This window comes from Pelagibaculum spongiae (genome assembly GCF_003097315.1).
In the GTDB taxonomy this organism is placed as follows: Bacteria; Pseudomonadota; Gammaproteobacteria; order Enterobacterales; family Pelagibaculaceae; genus Pelagibaculum; species Pelagibaculum spongiae.
In genome coordinates, this window is record NZ_QDDL01000003.1 from 381,181 (window position 1) to 401,140 (window position 19,960).

General features: G+C 43.4%; 10 protein-coding genes and 1 CRISPR repeat array (1 of these 11 cut by a window edge). Of the genes, 4 read left to right on the forward strand and 6 right to left on the reverse strand.

Annotated features, from left to right (window positions below):
* Positions 1–271 precede the first annotated feature (271 nt).
* Entirely contained in the window at positions 272–1,258 is a 987-nt protein-coding gene (locus DC094_RS10650) for an OmpA family protein (RefSeq protein WP_116687084.1), read from the reverse strand.
* Positions 1,259–1,451: 193 nt separating this feature from the next.
* Between DC094_RS10650 and DC094_RS10655 the strand changes: the two genes are divergently transcribed.
* From DC094_RS10655 to DC094_RS23035, 3 genes are all read left to right on the forward strand, one after another.
* Positions 1,452–2,261 (forward strand): TatD family hydrolase, encoded by an 810-nt coding sequence (locus DC094_RS10655; protein WP_116687085.1) that lies wholly within the window; start codon positions 1,452–1,454, stop codon positions 2,259–2,261.
* 120 nt (positions 2,262–2,381) lie between these two features.
* A complete protein-coding gene (gene trhP / locus DC094_RS10660) occupies positions 2,382–3,746 on the forward strand; it encodes a prephenate-dependent tRNA uridine(34) hydroxylase TrhP (RefSeq protein ID WP_116687086.1) in 1,365 nt (454 codons plus the stop codon).
* A 125-nt stretch (positions 3,747–3,871) separates the two neighbouring features.
* The gene (locus tag DC094_RS23035; protein ID WP_500796512.1) at positions 3,872–3,979 is read left to right on the forward strand and encodes a YibE/F family protein; all 108 of its coding nucleotides are present in this window, start codon (positions 3,872–3,874) and stop codon (positions 3,977–3,979) included.
* Between the two features lie 131 nt (positions 3,980–4,110).
* On the opposite strand, the gene DC094_RS10665 is transcribed toward DC094_RS23035, so the two are convergent.
* From DC094_RS10665 to DC094_RS10680, 4 genes are all read right to left on the reverse strand, one after another.
* Positions 4,111–5,520: a glycosyltransferase gene (locus tag DC094_RS10665; protein WP_116687087.1), complete on the reverse strand. Its 1,410-nt coding sequence runs from the start codon at positions 5,518–5,520 to the stop codon at positions 4,111–4,113.
* A gap of 180 nt (positions 5,521–5,700) precedes the next feature.
* Positions 5,701–7,137: a glycosyltransferase gene (locus tag DC094_RS10670; RefSeq protein WP_116687088.1), complete on the reverse strand. Its 1,437-nt coding sequence runs from the start codon at positions 7,135–7,137 to the stop codon at positions 5,701–5,703.
* 174 nt (positions 7,138–7,311) lie between these two features.
* The gene (locus DC094_RS10675) at positions 7,312–8,721 is read right to left on the reverse strand and encodes a glycosyltransferase (protein ID WP_116687089.1); all 1,410 of its coding nucleotides are present in this window, start codon (positions 8,719–8,721) and stop codon (positions 7,312–7,314) included.
* A 91-nt stretch (positions 8,722–8,812) separates the two neighbouring features.
* Entirely contained in the window at positions 8,813–9,550 is a 738-nt protein-coding gene (locus tag DC094_RS10680; RefSeq protein WP_116687090.1) for a hypothetical protein, read from the reverse strand.
* A 283-nt stretch (positions 9,551–9,833) separates the two neighbouring features.
* On the opposite strand from DC094_RS10680, the gene DC094_RS10685 reads away from it, so the two are divergent.
* Positions 9,834–11,531, forward strand: coding sequence for an alkaline phosphatase D family protein (locus tag DC094_RS10685; protein ID WP_116687091.1), 1,698 nt, complete (start codon positions 9,834–9,836; stop codon positions 11,529–11,531).
* Between the two features lie 222 nt (positions 11,532–11,753).
* Here the strand turns inward: DC094_RS10685 and DC094_RS10690 are convergent, their stop codons facing one another.
* Positions 11,754–12,617: a substrate-binding periplasmic protein gene (locus DC094_RS10690; RefSeq protein WP_116687092.1), complete on the reverse strand. Its 864-nt coding sequence runs from the start codon at positions 12,615–12,617 to the stop codon at positions 11,754–11,756.
* A 764-nt stretch (positions 12,618–13,381) separates the two neighbouring features.
* Positions 13,382–19,960: direct repeats of the CRISPR family, unit length 28 nt; unit sequence TTTCTAAACCGCCTTTGCGGCGGTGAAC (it continues 2,453 nt past the right edge of the window).

Consider the following 19,960-nt stretch of genomic DNA (forward strand, 5'->3'; position numbering starts at 1 on the left):
CGAAACAACAAATCAATATGAGCAACTTACCGCTAATTTGGCAGCAGTTTTTAATCGTTTAGAGTCATTATTTTTGATATTTGTTACCTAAGGAATTGATGACCAAATCAACTTGCCACCCAGAACCCCTGAGCGCGCATCTTGATGAGGCATGACTTGATGTGTCACGACTTGATGCGATATAAAAAAAACCCCGACTTGAGCTGAACTCAAACCGGGGTTTTCTTATATCGCCTTAACTTGGCTTTAAGCGAGCCAAATTCTTTTTGGCTTAATTGCTCTCGTACTCAACCTCAACTTCAACACGTCGGTTAAACTTACGGCCTCGCTCGTTATCGTTAGCAGATGCAGGGTTATGCTCACCTTCACCGGAAATTTGAATCCGGAAAGCTGGTACACCCAACTCGATTAACAATGTTTCTGCAGCTTCTGCCCGGCGAACTGACAAGTCCAAGTTGTATTGCTCGCTACCGGTATCATCGGCATGACCAATCACTGTCAGGAAGTAATCACTTCTACCTTGCAACTTGTCAGCTAGTCGATTGAGGTTTTCCACTGTTTTATCTGCCAATGCTGCCGAGTCAATTTCAAACAACACCGGTGACATCCAAGGTAACGGCTCGACAAAGGTTTGCAATGAAACTGCTTTCAATTCACAACCTTTTTTATCAACCCTGACACCTCTTTCGGTATTTGGGCATTGGTCTTGCAAATCTTTCACACCATCGTTGTCGCTATCTCTCGGACAGCCACGACTATTAACTGGTGTACCACGTTTGGTCAGAGGGCAATCATCTCGATAATCCGGCACTCGATCCTGATCACTATCTAATGGACAACCTCGACTACTGACCTTGGCAATAGAAATCGTACCTCGGCAATCATCTCGGTAATCTGGCACACCATCACTATCGGTATCCAACGCACAACCTGAATCATCGACCTTAGCTATTTGCGGGGTTTCTGGACAAACATCTTTATCGTCAAAAACACCATCTAGGTCGGTATCCAGTTCTGATAACTTAGGCTCGGGTCTGTAAGTAGCAACGGCACACAACAGCCCTGTAAGTGCAGCACCTTTGGCTGCTCCTGAGCCAACGCCTTCGCCATCATTATCTATAGCTTGATATGCTCCGCCAGCAACAGCACCCGCAATTAGACAGTTTCTATATTGGGGAGATATTTCAGGAATAATCGAGCAACCACTAACCATAGTTACCAAGAATGCAGCAACAACTAATTTAATAAATTTTGCCATTGAAAAAACACTTCAATATGAGCAGCACATTGGCAGTATCCTTTGCTGGCTACTTGGAGGGAGAAATAAGTGGAATCCTTGCCAGCTATGGCGTATTCAAGTCATTATTATTTAGCAGTTGATTGGCGCTCTTGCGAACTTTGTCATGCTATCTATAAATCTATTATTAACCAGATTTTTTTAAGGATACCGTATGCCTATTGAGTTCTTTGATAGCCATAACCATTTAGACTTTATTTGCTTCAATAAAGAAAGAAGACAACTGGTGGACAATTGCTACGCCAGAGGTATTCTCTTCCAATTGATTAGTGGTGTTAAACCAGCAAGTTGGGTAAACCAGTTAAATATAGCGCGCAATTATCAGCTATACGCCGCGCTAGGCTTTCATCCCTACTTCCTCGATCAGGCTAATGAAAATGATTGGTTAATTTTGCAGCAATTAATTACCAATGATCACAAACTGCCCAGACAGACCATTATTGCAATTGGCGAATGCGGTTTGGATTTTTGGGATAAACAAACAGATCGTCATAAACAAATCTTGTTTTTTCAACGGCAAATTGATTTAGCTAAAAGTAACCAAATGCCACTTATTCTGCACTGTCGAAAAGCTTGGGATGAAATAACCAGTCAACTGGTAAAAAAAGATTTTCACCACGGTGGAATTGCCCATGCATTTGCTGGCAGTTTGCAGCAGGCACATAAACTACTCGACTTAGGTTTTAAACTGGGGTTTGGTGGTGCAGTGACTCACCCGAGAGCCAATCGCCTTAGAACTCTACTAAAGCAATTGCCGGATCATGCCATTGTGCTTGAAACCGATGCGCCTGATATGCGGCCTGCATTTATAAATAATCTCGATACAACGCCCAACAACAGCCCACTTTATTTGCCTGAAATTGCCGCAGTGATCGCCGCAATCCGCCAACAACCTTTAGCGGAACTGGCTGAAAACTGCCTGCAAAACACCCAGTCTGCACTGAAACTTCAGCTACCAAGTTAATTATCTTTTGGCTGCCAACCGTACATTCTCTCTGGTATGATCCGCCGCCTAAATTGACCGCAAACATTTTGCTGTCAAAAATATCAGGAATACTGACCTGCAATCAGCTTGAGAATTGAGATGTTTAAACCAGAATTACTTTCCCCTGCTGGTACTTTGCGCAACATGCGCTACGCCTATGCCTACGGTGCTGACGCTGTTTATGCTGGCCAACCACGTTACAGCCTGCGCGTTCGTAACAACGATTTCGGTCTTGAAAATATTGGTAAAGGTATTGAATTTGCCCATGCTCGTGGCAAAAAATTCTATATCGCCAGTAATATTGCACCGCATAACAGCAAGCTAAAAACTTATCTTAAAGATATCGGGGAAGTAATCGCCCTTAAGCCAGATGCCCTCATCATGTCTGACCCAGGCCTAATCATGAAGGTTCGGGAAACTTGGCCTGACATGGAAATTCACCTGTCAGTTCAAGCTAACGTAGTTAACTGGTGGTCGGTGAAATTCTGGTATTCGGTCGGTGTGCGGCGCGTGATTGTTTCTCGCGAGCTATCAATCGAAGAAATCGCCGAGATTCGTGAGCACTGCCCAGAAATGGAACTGGAAGTATTTGTTCACGGCGCGCTATGTATTGCTTATTCGGGCCGTTGTTTGCTGTCTGGCTACATTAATAAGCGCGATCCAAACCAGGGCTCTTGTACCAACTCTTGCCGCTGGAATTACAAATCGCACGAAGCCAAAGAAACCGATACCGGTGATGTGGTTCGGCTTCAGGAACCACAAATTGTTGTGCCTGATCCGCAAATCATTGCTCCGCCACCCACTTTGGGCGAAGGCAGCACTACCGATAAAATGTTCTTGCTAGAAGAAGAAAATCGCCCCGGCGAATATATGGCTGCTTTTGAAGATGAGCATGGTACCTACATCATGAACTCAAAAGATTTACGCGCCATTCAGCACGTTGAAAAATTAACCGAGCTAGGCGTGCATTCGATGAAAATCGAAGGCCGTACTAAATCTCATTATTATGTAGCTAGAACCGCACAGCTATACCGCGAAGCAATCGATCGCGCAGCTTCTGGCCAAGCTTTTGATATGTCATTAATGGATGGCTTAGAAAAACTAGCCAGCCGCGGTTATACCGAAGGCTTCTTGCGTCGTCACGTCCACGATGAATACCAAAACTATGAACAAGGCAACTCAACTAGCACTAAGCAGCAATTTGTTGGTGAAATTACCGAAGTTCACCCAACCAATGGCCGCATTCACATTGAAGTGAAAAATCGTTTTGCTTGTGGTGATCAGCTTGAATTAATGACCCCCCAAGGCAATATGAGCTTCAAGCTAGAAAACATGTGGGATGTTAAAGGTAAAGACAAACCGGTTGCTCCAGGCTCTGGCCATGAAGTGGTCATCGAAATTGACCCAGCCTTCCTGCAGGGCAAAGAATTAGAATATGGCCTGCTAATGCGTGAACTTGGTTAAGCTAACACGGCTTTATCGCCTTGGTCGTTAACAGCAGCGCAGATTGATTAAAAATGCCGCACAGTGAATACACTGCGCGGCATTTTTTGTGGCGCATTCAAAAAAATATTTAACCAATTATTGCTGTGAGTATTGTCCATGCATTGGCTGGCAGTGTTGGTGTTGTTTTAACTATCCCCTTTACCGCTTGGTTAGCTAACTGGATTTTTTCAGAAGCACCTCAAGGCACTTAACATCGCTATCATAGAGCTTTGAGTCATTCAAAGCTCTTTTTGATCAACTCGACAACCACGCAAACATTCTTAAATCTTCGCCTGTAATCCACATTGAGAATTGCTATAAAAATTACTCTATTTTACAAAAACTACGGCCACTCTGCATTTTGCCTATCTTTTAAATCAAGTCTTTTCCAACTATTAGAATACTTATTGGCAAGGCCAATATTTGAAACAAATCGATAAGGACCGCTAGGTGTCATTCTGATAGACAACATTGGCTGATCAGCACACTCTGCATAAATTCCATCATAATCAATATAAAAATCAAAATAGCTAGTCTGCACAAGCGCATGTTCAAAAGGGAGCGAGCTTAACGAAACAATGAATTTTAAATCATCAGATGAAGTACGATAAGCTTCATTCCGAACAAAAGAATCTCTAAGCTTTTTATGCTTAAACTCTCGATAATTAATCAATATTTTGGAAATATTATGTTCAGATCGATTATCTAGGTATACCTTACTGTTCTCCAAAACTGTTCTGATTGTCGGATTAAATTTTGTTTTAACATAGGCCAAAGATTTATTAGTATTCGCAAGGCATAAACTGGCAGAAGGCAGCTTGTCGATTTTGAAAAAGCCCAAATATGGCGATTGGTAAGATAAAAAATCGAAATCATAACATCTTATATTAGGCATACCATTACTTTCTAGGACTTCTGAGAACTCAACATCTTTCGACTTATCTTGACTAAACAGCGGTGATCCTGGCTTGGCAGGAAATGCCGAAGGATCGATTGGAAAAATGGATTGCACCCAGTTTGCATCGAGATAAAAACCGCCATATTTATATAAAACAATCATTCTTAGCAGGTTAGATGCTATCGCAAACTCTCTGAATTTAATTAGCAGCCTAGAATAATCAATTAATTCATTAATCAACTTAAAATCTGAATGACTTCTATCGACTACATATAAACTGCAAACATCTCTCAAATTAAAGCGCGCAAGCGTCCCAATACTTTTCTGATGTAACATGGCAGAATTATCGGTCCAAAGATAAAATACTGGCTGCGAGAAACTCATATTTTTAGCAACTGTTAAATTTGCTGCAGCCATAAAAACCAGCTGATCTTCCGAGGCCTTTCCGCCGACCCAAATACGATGAACACACTGATCAGAAGGTAAGGCAACTATACTTGGCGTTATCGGATTTTGTTTTACCAAAATAGTTATTAGCTCACAATAAACGCGTCGGGCAGTTATTACTAAATGGGTTAATCTTTCATCTTCTGGACTTGTTGTTAAAACAACATTACAAAACTGTGAAAATGGAATTTTATTTTTAATATCAATATTCAAAGCACTACATACAAACCAAGTGACCATATTGATTTTCAATTGGTAATCTTCTTTGTATACTGAATTCAACGCTATATATAGGTATTCTTTCAATTTCTCAAGGATTTCTATCGGAGCTGAACAATGTACTCTTTGTAGTTCTATTGCCTGCGATTGCATTAACTGCAAAGTAGTATCGATTGTTTCTTTTATCATTGAACCTCAACCTTTTTTTATTTCTTAACCTGACATTCTTTTAGTCATCTCAAACACACAAAATATCAGGTTCATTCACGCATCTTGCAAAGTTCGATGCCAAGCTATTCACAGAATAGATCAATCACTTTGGCCTTGTGCAAATTACCGCAACAATTATTTTATCTTAAAAAAATATGTTTATAGCCACTCTGCATGGATCCTGCTTTTCAGGTCTGCTTTTTTCCAGCTAGCAGAGCGCTTCTTGGATAAACCATAAATACTATGAAATTCATATAATGGATGGTTTTGATAAACCATACTGAATGATGGGTTGCAATCAAGCGCAAGAAACAAATACCTTGTATCGTGCAATTGAAAACTGCAGTAGCCCTCTGTAACTAGCGAATAATCAAAAGCCACACGACTAATCCAACCGATAAAAGCTAAATCACCGTCTTTTTCAACATATTGTTGTCCAGAATAAAACACATCATGGAGCACTACATGCTTTGTGTGTCTATAGCGCCTCAAGGCTTCTCCTATTGCTCCTTTGTAGCGATTGCGAATAATATGTAGACTGCGTTTCAGAATAACTTCAATCAAAGGATGCTTTTTTACAGGGACGTGCACCATTGTTTTGTTAATCGCCTCTTTCGCCACATAAAATTCGTCGTTTTCCGTTTTAATAAGAGCATCAAACCCTACTCCTCCCATAGCATAGGACAAGTTTATTTCATAAGATGCTATGCAGTTATTTTCAGTGGTAATGCTTGAAAATGGAAAATCTTTTTTATTAAATTCAACCTGATCTTGCTCATATTTATTTTCAATGGATCTTTGCCAAGTTGCATCTAAATATATTCCACCATACAAATACAGTATGACAAATCTTAATAAATTCGAAGCATTGGCAAACTCTCTAAAATGACATAACACTCTTGCGTAAGTTACAACCTCATTAATCATATCAAAATTCGGGTCACACTTATTTTTTATGTACAACTGATTTATATCACACACCTTGAATCTTTTTAAAACTCCTACATCTTGCTGCTGCAGCATTGCATGATTATCCGTCCACAAATAAAAAATTGCAGGTTGGTAACCAATTTTTTTAGAAAAGTATTCATTGGCAGCTGCTATTGAAGTTAGACGATCTACTCCCGCTTTATCTCCAACCCAAATGCGATGAATCGCAACAACCGATTCAGACAACTGATTTTGCGGCGAAATATTTTTTTCTTTCGATCCAGTTGCAGCCAAGCAGAAAACCAATTGATGGTATAAAGGAAGTGCGATATCAATTAAAATAATATCTTCATCTGTAAGAGAATCTAGGCCTGCCCCAGAACACTCTATTTCTTTTCTAGACCGATAGCTTAAAAGTTTCTGCAGAAAAATTTCGATTTTACAAGATTGAACCTCTTCTTCTATTAAGAACGTCATGTAGAAATTTATTATTCTCAGCTTTTCATAACAGGTTCCATACACAGAGCCAGAGAGCTTATGTAATTCAATCTCTTGAGCAGCATTTAAAAAATTTGGATATAGCTCTTCATTGCTATTTTTACTCTGGAGATCATAAGTGCACTGCACCAACTTAATAAAAGTTGAGTTTATTATTTCTTTTAGCATTTATCATCTCTTAATTTAGTTAGAACCTGAGCTCTAAACAAGTTCGATTCTTTTTACTTAAAAATCTGCAAAACACTACCACCCACTGCTAATTTCTCCTACCCATTCGAGTTTTTTAATTTAAAACCATTTAACTTCATACAAATAAATAGATACAAGAAAACCAAAAAAAAACTACGGCCACTCTGCATTTTGCCTATCTTTTAAATCAAGGCTCTTCCAACTTCTAGAGAATTTCTTAACTAGACCTATATTAGAAATAAATTGATATTGAGTATTTGGCGATTCCTTGATCGATAACATCGGCTGCCCAGCACCTTCAGCATGAACTGCGTAATTATAAATATAAAAATCGAAACAACCATTTTGCGCGAGTGCACTTTCAAAAGGAAGCGCACTTAAAGATACAATGAATTCTAAATCATCTTCTGATTGGTTGTAGCCTGCACCTCGAATAAAAGAATTCCTAAGATGTTTATGCTTAAATTCTCGATATTTAACTAATATCCAAGAAATTTCATGCCTAGATCGATTGTCTAGATAAATTTTGCTGTTTTGTAAAACGGACTTAACTACTGGGTTAAACCTTCCATTAACATACACTAAAGTTTTATTGCTGGCAGCACGAAACCCACCAGAAGAAGGGTTTTTAGATAAATTTAAAAAATCAAAATACGGTGTCTGGTAAGATAAATAATCGAAAGCATAGTGTCGCTCATAAGACTCACCATTACTTGTTAAGGCCGCTGCAAATTCGGCTTTACCTAACTCGGCCTTACTTAACAATGAGCCCTCCGGCTCGGTAGAAGACGCAAATGGTTCTATTGGAAAAATAGATTGCACCCAAGTAGCATCTAGATAAAAACCACCATATTGATATAGAACGATCATCCTCAACAGATTAGATGCTATTGCAAACTCTCTGAATTTAATCAGCAACCTAGAATAATCAACCAATTCATTCATTAACTTAAAATCTGGATGGGTTCTATCGGTTATATATAATTGGCAAATATCTACCAGATTAAAGTGCACAAACTTCCCTGTGTTTTTCTGATGCAGCATGGCTGAATTATCGGTCCAGAGATGAAACACCGGCTGTGAAAAGCCCATTTTTTTAGCGACTATCAAATTTGCTGCAGCCATAGAAACTAGCTGGTCTTCTGAAATTTTTCCGCCAACCCAGATACGATGAACGCACTGATCGGAAGGTAAAACAATTCTGCTTGACGCTATCGGATTTTGTTCTACTAAATAAAACATTAGTTTAGAATAAACAGTTTTAGCGGTATTTATTAAACCAATTAGCCTGTCATCTTCTAGGTTCGCGATTAAAACAATATTAACAAACTGTAGCAACGGAATTTTTTTAGTACTATCGATATTCAACGAGCAGCACACAAACCAAGTTATTAATTTAAATTTTACTCGATAATCTCCCTCTAATTCCATTCCCAACATTATTTCAGCATTCTTTTTGAATTCCTGAAGAATTTCTGGCGAAGTTGAATGGTAAACTCTCAGCAATTTGGTTGTTTGCGTCAACATTGACTGCAAAGCAATATCAATTGTTTCTTTTATCACTGAACTTTAACCTATTGTTTTTATTTTTTAAAGTGGCACCTTACTCCGACGACACCATTCATTACAGATCTCATTATTTAATTATTTTCTGTCAGATTTCTTTGTCGGATCCATTTTCTCCGGGTAGATGCCAAAGCAGCGCCCATATTAGTTCTTTAAAAATACATCTCCCTTCCGCAAGAACTTCATTCCAGTCCATCTTCCAGCAAGCCTGTAAATCGACACCATACACCTGAGCATCTTTAAAGTGGTGCGGCAACGAGCCCACGTTACCTCCTGGAGATAACGTTTTCCAACCACTGCTCTCTTTATGTTTCATTATCATAGAAGCAAAAGCAGCATAATTTCTAACCGGTGCCACCAAGTCACACCACGGGTCAATAACCACCGCATTTTTATTTGTTTTATTCGCCTTTAAATTTGACCATGGTTCACTAAACATCGTCTTGCTATATTCAGAGCCTGTCATTACTGCATAATGTCGCCCAAAACTCCAAGTAAAAATAAGAAGGTAAGCTTTTCCCTTTAACTGATCTTTTAATAATGAATACAATAAAATTGACATACTTCGACAATCCCATGCATTCTCAATCATGATCAATTTCGAAACAATATTGAACCCTTCCTTTGTAAATATTGGGGATCTCCCCCCTTTAATACTCTGCTCACGAATCAGGATCTCAGACCCTATTCGTTTTTTTTCTTCTAACAGCTTATTGCTTTCACTTGTATGGAATAAATTAAATACCCGGTGCGGTGATGCAATACTTCTAACTTGCTTTAACAAGGCCACTTCTTCTTTGTAAAATACCAGATCATTCGAATCCATTTATTCCCTCAGAACTTAACTTTAACCTTCTTGGTTTAGCATAAGCATCTGTCCTCTGCTAGCCCTAAGAGTTCTTCACTGGCTGAATATGCGATGTCATAACAATACGCAGCAATCATACTGCTCAGAGGCTTTTTGCGTACCCGCGTAACACCTTAAGAACAACAACCGACAAACAGTCACCCAACTGAAAGAAAAGCCAGTTAGAATCTGTCAGCTAAAAGGCACAGCAGCCGATTGAGCTGCAACTGCCGCATAAGAATAAGCCCGGAGAATAATAACAATGGCCATTAGCCGCAGACGGTTTTTTATTGGCGCAGCTTCTAGCGCAGCCCTCCCCCTGATTGGCGGTTTAGCCAAAGCAGCAGATCCCGATGCTCAATTTGCCCACGGCGTTGCCAGCGGCGACCCGCTACAAGACCGAGTAATTTTATGGAGCCGGGTGACTCAACAAGATATGAGCCAAATGATTGATGTGCGCTGGACCATTGCCAGCGACCCAGAGATGGTTAACATTGTTCAATCTGGCTGGCATTTAACCGGGCCAGATCGCGACCACACCATTAAGGTTGATGTAACCGGTCTTCAGCCTGCCACCACTTATTATTACCAGTTCGATTTACCCCAAGGCACCACCAGCATGGTCGGTCGAACTCGAACTTTGCCTACTGGCAGCCCTGAACATTTGCGCATAGCCATGTGCTCTTGCTCCAACCTGCCCTATGGCTATTTCAATGCCTATAAACAAATGGCTAAACGTGCCGACCTCGATTTAGTTTTGCACTTGGGCGATTACATTTATGAATATGGCGACGGCCAATATGGTGATATTCGTAGCCCATTACCTGCCCATGAAATGCTAACGCTGCAAGATTACCGCACCCGCCACGGCCAATATAAAACCGATGTTGATTTACAAGCCGTGCACCAGCAACACCCTTTTATAAATGTTTGGGATGACCACGAATTTACCAACGACACCTGGAATGGCGGCGCAGAAAACCATACCGAAGGTGAAGAAGGCGCATGGGTTGAACGCAAGCAAAATGCAATTCGTGCTTTTTATGAATGGCTGCCGATTCGGCAAACCGACGCCGAAGATAAATCTAGGATTTTCCGCCAATTTGCCCTAGGCGACTTGGCCGACCTGACTATGCTAGACACTCGGTTTTATGGCCGCAGCGAACAAGCTCCTGGCATCGTCAGTGAAATTGCCAAGCTGGTAAAAGATGGCTTGTTTAATGAAGAAGATATGCAGCGCCTCACTGCCAAAATTGATATGGAAACGGTGGAAGATGAAAGCCGCTCCTTATTAGGTGCCGAGCAAGAAGACTGGTTGTATCAACAACTGAGTAGTTCCAATAACAACAATACCATTTGGAAATTATTGGGCCAGCAAGTAATGATGGGGCAACTGGGCTTTAATAACATTGGTTTTAATATGGATCAATGGGATGGTTATAAGCCAAGCCGCCAGCGTTTTCTCGACCATATCACCGGCAAACAAAGCGGTGAAAAGATTGATAACGTAGTCGTACTCACGGGTGATATTCACTCATCTTGGGCAATGGAAGTTGCCGAAAACCCATATAGCAGTCAGCAGTATGATTACGTCAGCGGAGAAGGTTCGGTTGCCGTCGAGTTTGTTACTCCAGGTATTAGCTCTCCTGGCATACCAGAAGAAAAATTGGCAGTATTGGCAGCAGATGCAATCAAAATCGTCAATCCACACATTAAATATTGCAACTTCTTTTACCGGGGATATGTCGTATTAGATATCAAGCGAGATAGAATTCAAGCTGACTGGTTCCATGTACCTACGGTTGACGAACCTTCCGATGAAGAATTTCACGCCAAGGCATATGAAGTCACCAATGGCAGAAACCGAATTGAAGTAGTAAAAAGTGGCCCCGCTGAAAACAAAGCCAACCCACCGGCATTAGTTACTGCACCATTTTACTTAAATCAGCCAGCCAGCTAATCGCAAATGCCATGCTTTTACTGGGAGCACAGGCGGCTTGCCTGCAAAGTGCCAAAGGCACATGCTTTACGACTTGATAAATACTGTTGTATTTGAATTCAGATAAGCAACCTACGCTCCCAGTATCCGTGTATTTATACGCATACTGAATAATTCTCTTTTATTTTAAATACAAAAAAAGCGCTCAATTATTTGAGCGCTTTTTTATATATCTAACGATCATCACCAACTACCCAGCAGACCAGCCCACACGTCTTTATTTATCTCATCAATATGTTCGGGCATATATAAATCAGGGTAACTTTTCATCGGAGACAAAAAAGTTTTAGCCACTGGTGCTGCTTGATATTTTTCAAATATTTTTTGCCAACGACCATTTTTAATAATCTTAGCTAAACCTTGGTCAAATAAATCACGATGCTGCTTATCAACAAATGCTGCATTAAACCAATTTCTGACTGGCCATAGCGAATGAACCTGATAACGAAAATGCTTTTTAGGATCTTGCCGCTTTAACCGCTCTGTCATTTGCCGGAAAACAATCAAATCATCAACGATTACATCAACCCGACCCGACCAAAATAAACGAGTACGGGAGAAATCATTCACCACCGGGAAAAACTGCTTTTTGTAATCACCTTTGTCAGCAAACAAACTAGCAAATTCTTGGTTAAGATCATTCGCTGCTGACTGCCAACTCGCGATTTTATAATCTTTTAAATCACTCGCTCTATTAAGCTGCAAGTTGTCATTCGTGCGAGTAATCGCCACATCCTGATAATAAATATAAGGCTGGGAATAATAGACTTCTGGCGCCGGCACCAACCCTGGTTTGGTGACACCACGGCCATCTAATGGCAACTGCGCAATGCGATCCATACGCAAATAACTCATCCAGACCGGCTTTAATTCAACATCAACCGCCGCCAAGGCTGCCCTAACTATTTCAACTTCAATCCCTTTCGTTTCATCAATCACATAGGGTGCAGGCCGACCAATTGAAAACGCAAAACTGATCTGCTGTTGGCAGCCAGAACAATTTGAGTTAACCGGGACAACTTGGCTAGCAGCAGACTCAGTAGCCACTATCAACCCAGCAAAACAGCCAATACAACTTATAAAAACCCGTAACAAACGCAGCAAAAATTACAACCTGTACACCTTAATTCACAGATAGTTAAAGCCTAGTCAAAAATCTGACCGCGCTGATACCGGCTAACAAGCTACAACAGCCCCTCAAGAATGAAACGTATTAGCAAGGGCGTGGTGAGCGTGGGCACAGTCACTTCGGAAAACCTCCGCCGAGACAACTCGAAAAGCTAAATAACCGTATTTTTTTAATGCAGAATATTTAGTGGCAGGTTACTTAAAATGCTTACTCGTTTACGCCTTGCCAGGCCAGATATTTAAAACATAAAGGCCGAAGAAATTTTAAATTACCCCAAACGATTTCAATTTTTGAAATGATTTTTCTGGAGCAGAGCTACCATCCTTAGCACATAGATTCCGACTTATCGGGTTTGGCACCCTGCGTCGCCCTAATCCGTGTATCCATGCACTTCCTGTCTGGAATGACGACTCAGAGTATGTTCAAAACTACAGCGTTTCATTAATCACTCCGCCATGCTCGCTATGGAAGGCGGGTATCCATAAGCAAAGAGAGCAAAACTCTAAAATTTCCTCACATGTTCGCAGGTAAAATTGAATCATTAGCAATCGGTGTATTATTTAATTCCAAGACTATAAATTGGATTAGCGCAGCACCACCCGATATTTTAAATTACAAAAACTCACTGCATAGCCAACAAAAAAAAGTAGGATCAAGTTATAGCCATCAAAATAATTTTTTATTTCTAAACCGCCTTTGCGGCGGTGAACTGAAGACCGCGGCGGTGTTGAGCAAGTCTACCTTTCTAAACCGCCTTTGCGGCGGTGAACTTTTTCAAGATATTTGCTCTACGGTTTTTTTGGTTTCTAAACCGCCTTTGCGGCGGTGAACGCTTCGCATGCGGCAAACCCATTGCTGCGGCTTTTCTAAACCGCCTTTGCGGCGGTGAACAAATTCGCGTTTTAATTGATGTGATGGTTTCGTTTCTAAACCGCCTTTGCGGCGGTGAACGCAGAAATGCGCGGTGAAACGCGGCAGCAATTTTTCTAAACCGCCTTTGCGGCGGTGAACTTTGCTAGCTGGGGTAGGGTTAGCCTGAGCCTTTTCTAAACCGCCTTTGCGGCGGTGAACCGGTAGCAAGCATCAATCCGGTTTCATTCAACTTTCTAAACCGCCTTTGCGGCGGTGAACTCGGCTAATAATGGTTCAATTGATACGCTATTTTTCTAAACCGCCTTTGCGGCGGTGAACAGCGCAAATCAGATGGTGATGGCTCAGTTAGCTTTCTAAACCGCCTTTGCGGCGGTGAACTGTAATTGATTTGAAATAGACCGATTACTGTATTTCTAAACCGCCTTTGCGGCGGTGAACCAATAGGTATTCAGATCTGCTCAGAAGACAATTTTCTAAACCGCCTTTGCGGCGGTGAACCAAGTGGTAGCTACTGCTGACGTTTCGGTGATTTTCTAAACCGCCTTTGCGGCGGTGAACTTAAACAAGAACAGAATGGTTACGCTCATTTTTTTCTAAACCGCCTTTGCGGCGGTGAACATGCTTGCTTTCGCCGGTCTTTGGATCAACTTTTTCTAAACCGCCTTTGCGGCGGTGAACCTTGTTTGACGGTCGTGTAGTTGTAACAAATGTTTCTAAACCGCCTTTGCGGCGGTGAACAAGAACTCGGGGCAACAGTGTAAAAACCAACATTTCTAAACCGCCTTTGCGGCGGTGAACTAACAATACCAACGCCTTTTCCAGATCGTGTATTTCTAAACCGCCTTTGCGGCGGTGAACTTAAACAAGAACAGAATGGTTACGCTCATTTTTTTCTAAACCGCCTTTGCGGCGGTGAACCGGAAGTTCGCAATCTGGCGACCATCGTAAATTTTCTAAACCGCCTTTGCGGCGGTGAACATTCAACCGAACATGAAATCGTTGCGGGTGGTTTTCTAAACCGCCTTTGCGGCGGTGAACTTACCCCGGAAATTATCCGGGGTTTTTTTTGGTTTCTAAACCGCCTTTGCGGCGGTGAACATTTTACAAAGGCGGATTCTCTAGAGTCTGATTTTCTAAACCGCCTTTGCGGCGGTGAACATGCACTGCTCAGAGTACAAAGATTCAGACATTTTCTAAACCGCCTTTGCGGCGGTGAACCTATATATAATAGCCCGATCTTGTCCCATGGTTTTCTAAACCGCCTTTGCGGCGGTGAACGAAGTTCCACCGGAATCAAAAGCAGCGGTGATTTTCTAAACCGCCTTTGCGGCGGTGAACTGCGCGTTACGGCGTTCCTGTTGATTTATTCGTTTCTAAACCGCCTTTGCGGCGGTGAACGAATGGTACAAAACCAATTTTGGCGAACAAGCTTTCTAAACCGCCTTTGCGGCGGTGAACACTGATCAAGAAACTATTCAAATTTGCAGAGTTTTCTAAACCGCCTTTGCGGCGGTGAACATATTTGCATTATTGATACACCTCCCGCGCTTTTTCTAAACCGCCTTTGCGGCGGTGAAATAACAATACCAACGCCTTTTCCAGATCGTGTATTTCTAAACCGCCTTTGCGGCGGTGAACTTTGTTGAACAGAGCGAGGATTGAAGCGATTTTTTTCTAAACCGCCTTTGCGGCGGTGAACCTTGTGATCGTGGCGTCCTGCGCGTACTCCTTTTTCTAAACCGCCTTTGCGGCGGTGAACCGGTAGCGAGCATCAATCCGGTTTCATTCAGCTTTCTAAACCGCCTTTGCGGCGGTGAACAATAATTCCCGTCAATGTTGCTATTTTCGCCATTTCTAAACCGCCTTTGCGGCGGTGAACTATCTAATTTAAGGCCATTAAAACCGCTTGATTTTCTAAACCGCCTTTGCGGCGGTGAACGTACAGTGCTGTTCTCTGGAAACCAAGGGTCTTTTCTAAACCGCCTTTGCGGCGGTGAACGAATTGCGAGTTAATCACGCAACTTCGGTGCTTTTCTAAACCGCCTTTGCGGCGGTGAACTTTCTTTTTCTGATATTCCCGGCACCGATAACTTTCTAAACCGCCTTTGCGGCGGTGAACTCGCCTTTCAACTCAGCCTCATCTTCCCTGCATTTCTAAACCGCCTTTGCGGCGGTGAACGCCGTGCGCACATAATGCTGCTGCATTTTTTTTTTCTAAACCGCCTTTGCGGCGGTGAACGTGGCTTTTGTGCCATCTTTGGGCGGTTGGTTTTTCTAAACCGCCTTTGCGGCGGTGAACTCGCCTTTCAACTCAGCCTCATCTTCCCTGCATTTCTAAACCGCCTTTGCGGCGGTGAACATTGAAATTGATGAAAATGACTTTGGCTACATTTTCTAAACCGCCTTTGCGGCGGTGAACCCCTTCGCCTATCTGTTCAAGAGAGTTACCTATTTCTAAACCGCCTTTGCGGCGGTGAACATTAACGCCTTTCAAAACCAAAGTCAGACGTTTTTCTAAACCGCCTTTGCGGCGGTGAACATACACTAGCGCTTCAAGCTTCAGCATATGGCTTTCTAAACCGCCTTTGCGGCGGTGAACTGGTTCAGCGGCGCAACGATGGCCGCCAGGATTTTCTAAACCGCCTTTGCGGCGGTGAACATACGCGACCAATAATCGGCGGCTTGGTTTCTTTTCTAAACCGCCTTTGCGGCGGTGAACGAACAGTTCAGGAATCCAGTTTTTCAGCTGTTTTTCTAAACCGCCTTTGCGGCGGTGAACTCCATGCGAGTCCAGCCGACCGCGCCCTTAGTTTTCTAAACCGCCTTTGCGGCGGTGAACAATGAAATCTGACCCGGAGCGTTACGAAAGCTTTTCTAAACCGCCTTTGCGGCGGTGAACATGTTGAAGCGCTGGCGCGCAAAACCTACGGCTTTCTAAACCGCCTTTGCGGCGGTGAACTTGCGCACTGCAGGTGACTTGGTTGTTCTGCTTTTCTAAACCGCCTTTGCGGCGGTGAACGACCAGTCGATATCGTTTGTGGAATCAACGCCTTTCTAAACCGCCTTTGCGGCGGTGAACGCCACTACGATGCGGATAGTTCGCTGCGCGGTTTTCTAAACCGCCTTTGCGGCGGTGAACTTGGCGATGACGATTTGCGTACTTACCTGGTTTTTCTAAACCGCCTTTGCGGCGGTGAACCAGCTCTCGGGAATGCAGCGAGGAGCGGGAAATTTCTAAACCGCCTTTGCGGCGGTGAACTCCGCCCAAAGCATACCGCACCACTTCGTCAATTTCTAAACCGCCTTTGCGGCGGTGAACCATTTGCAGCGGGAGCTTTTTGATCCGGTTGTTTTCTAAACCGCCTTTGCGGCGGTGAACTCCGCCGATGTGTGTCGTTTCGAACTTAAACGTTTCTAAACCGCCTTTGCGGCGGTGAACTAATTTATCAGTTTCGATTGATGGTGAGATCTTTTCTAAACCGCCTTTGCGGCGGTGAACTAATCGGTCTATTTCAAATCAATTACATCGACTTTCTAAACCGCCTTTGCGGCGGTGAACGCATTTTGGCTATGCGGGTGGTCGATATCAAATTTCTAAACCGCCTTTGCGGCGGTGAACAAATAATCAACATTGATACTTCCACTCGTGATTTTCTAAACCGCCTTTGCGGCGGTGAACTTTTCCATCTTCTGTAACTATTGAGGCTGTTTTTTCTAAACCGCCTTTGCGGCGGTGAACGAAAAAATCTTTAGTCGAGCTACTGCAGTATTTTTTCTAAACCGCCTTTGCGGCGGTGAACTATTGCAAAGCAGTTTACTATTTACTTTTTTATTTCTAAACCGCCTTTGCGGCGGTGAACCTTCTACGCCAATACCAACCCCACAGGCGTATTTTCTAAACCGCCTTTGCGGCGGTGAACCCGCCAACCCCAAAACCGGGCTGGCTTATTTTTTTCTAAACCGCCTTTGCGGCGGTGAACCAAATAGCTGGTAGGCGGCATTAAGTAACTCTTTTCTAAACCGCCTTTGCGGCGGTGAACGGCCAGTAAGTACCGTCATAACGATCTGACGCTTTCTAAACCGCCTTTGCGGCGGTGAACGGTGACAGGGTTTTTAGATTTGTTGATCAAATTTTCTAAACCGCCTTTGCGGCGGTGAACGGACAGAAATGGGTTTTCATCGTAATTAATTTTTTCTAAACCGCCTTTGCGGCGGTGAACTTTGCCGGTTGGCTTTAGTTTTCCTTTGTAGTTTTCTAAACCGCCTTTGCGGCGGTGAACGGTGTACGCCAGTCGTGTGCTGAGTTTCAGAATTTCTAAACCGCCTTTGCGGCGGTGAACTTTTCAAGCACGTAAGCTTCAGGGCTGGCCACGTTTCTAAACCGCCTTTGCGGCGGTGAACCTCAGCGACCATTGGCGCAGACTCAACGTAATTTTCTAAACCGCCTTTGCGGCGGTGAACTCAGATTCTTGCTGTGAATCTCCAGCCACTCCTTTCTAAACCGCCTTTGCGGCGGTGAACGAAAGATCCTCAATTTTATCTCCCGCAGAATGTTTCTAAACCGCCTTTGCGGCGGTGAACTTGTTCTGCGTATTGCTGCTACCAAGCATTGTTTTCTAAACCGCCTTTGCGGCGGTGAACAAATTGCAAAGAAAAGCGCTAATAATTACGGTTTTCTAAACCGCCTTTGCGGCGGTGAACTATCTCGGCTGCGATGACATCCCGGAAGGGATTTTCTAAACCGCCTTTGCGGCGGTGAACCAATTAAAGAACAAATAAACATGATCAATGGTTTTCTAAACCGCCTTTGCGGCGGTGAACTCAGTAAAGCGGCTTTGCCCTGATTGGTTGTTTTTCTAAACCGCCTTTGCGGCGGTGAACGCCAAGTAAGTTCTGCCACGCCTGCGCCGATGTTTCTAAACCGCCTTTGCGGCGGTGAACGAGCGTATGAAGAGGATCATCCAACAGAAGAATTTCTAAACCGCCTTTGCGGCGGTGAACTGCTCGATCCTCCGGCATACCGTTCGTCATTGTTTCTAAACCGCCTTTGCGGCGGTGAACTGTTTGTAGATCATCACCTAGATCTTGAGTATTTTCTAAACCGCCTTTGCGGCGGTGAACTCTTCCAGCGCGGCTTTGTCGGCGGTGCTTTGTTTCTAAACCGCCTTTGCGGCGGTGAACGGCGTTTGACCGATATCGTCAGCGACCCTGGTTTTCTAAACCGCCTTTGCGGCGGTGAACGCAACCCGCGCTAGACCAAGTAGGCAGCGTGTTTTCTAAACCGCCTTTGCGGCGGTGAACGCAGCTCAATGCCTTTGCCGTGCGTTCCATAATTTCTAAACCGCCTTTGCGGCGGTGAACTGCTCATAATTTCTTCCCCATTTTTTTTGCCATTTCTAAACCGCCTTTGCGGCGGTGAACGGAACAAGTAGGGTGTAAGTAAGAAACAAGTATTTCTAAACCGCCTTTGCGGCGGTGAACTCGGTATAGTAGCGGATGATAGTATGGTTAATTTTCTAAACCGCCTTTGCGGCGGTGAACCTACCTGTTGGCGCTTTCGATCTTAAATTGCTTTTCTAAACCGCCTTTGCGGCGGTGAACCGTTTAGATCGTCGTCATCTGCATCTGCATCATTTCTAAACCGCCTTTGCGGCGGTGAACTGAAAGCGAACGAAGCAGCCATTCACCGCAATTTTCTAAACCGCCTTTGCGGCGGTGAACGCAAATCAACCGTTTTTACTGGTTGGAAGAATTTTCTAAACCGCCTTTGCGGCGGTGAACGCCAGATGGAAGAGAAAAACCTTTTAATCTCTTTTCTAAACCGCCTTTGCGGCGGTGAACATTCTCGGGCGGTGGCATGTAGATTACTTTCCTTTCTAAACCGCCTTTGCGGCGGTGAACATCTTAAATTGCTGGTAGCCCCTTTTTTGTTCTTTCTAAACCGCCTTTGCGGCGGTGAACCGTCATCGCAAGGCAAGGAATCCGGATCATTTTTTCTAAACCGCCTTTGCGGCGGTGAACTAAGTGCGCCGCATCCATGAAACAATGCGACCTTTCTAAACCGCCTTTGCGGCGGTGAACATGGTGGTGGTGACGGCGGCGGTGATGGAGGCTTTCTAAACCGCCTTTGCGGCGGTGAACCTTGCGTTAATGAGATTTTAGGGTCTTTTTTGTTTCTAAACCGCCTTTGCGGCGGTGAACACAACATCATTATTACTGAGAACGATTGATGCTTTCTAAACCGCCTTTGCGGCGGTGAACCATTTTGATATCGAGCCACCACACGTATTTGGTTTCTAAACCGCCTTTGCGGCGGTGAACCAAGTGCCACTAACAAGTTCTTTACTCTTTTTTTTCTAAACCGCCTTTGCGGCGGTGAACACCGCAT

Bases quoted from the DNA above. Each gene is read 5' to 3' on its own strand.
- DC094_RS10650 (WP_116687084.1), bottom strand. From the start codon at position 1,258: ATGGCAAAATTTATTAAATTAGTTGTTGCTGCATTCTTGGTAACTATG.
- DC094_RS10655 (WP_116687085.1), top strand. From the start codon at position 1,452: ATGCCTATTGAGTTCTTTGATAGCCATAACCATTTAGACTTTATTTGC.
- trhP (WP_116687086.1), top strand. From the start codon at position 2,382: ATGTTTAAACCAGAATTACTTTCCCCTGCTGGTACTTTGCGCAACATG.
- DC094_RS10665 (WP_116687087.1), bottom strand. From the start codon at position 5,520: ATGATAAAAGAAACAATCGATACTACTTTGCAGTTAATGCAATCGCAG.
- DC094_RS10670 (WP_116687088.1), bottom strand. From the start codon at position 7,137: ATGCTAAAAGAAATAATAAACTCAACTTTTATTAAGTTGGTGCAGTGC.
- DC094_RS10680 (WP_116687090.1), bottom strand. From the start codon at position 9,550: ATGGATTCGAATGATCTGGTATTTTACAAAGAAGAAGTGGCCTTGTTA.
- DC094_RS10685 (WP_116687091.1), top strand. From the start codon at position 9,834: ATGGCCATTAGCCGCAGACGGTTTTTTATTGGCGCAGCTTCTAGCGCA.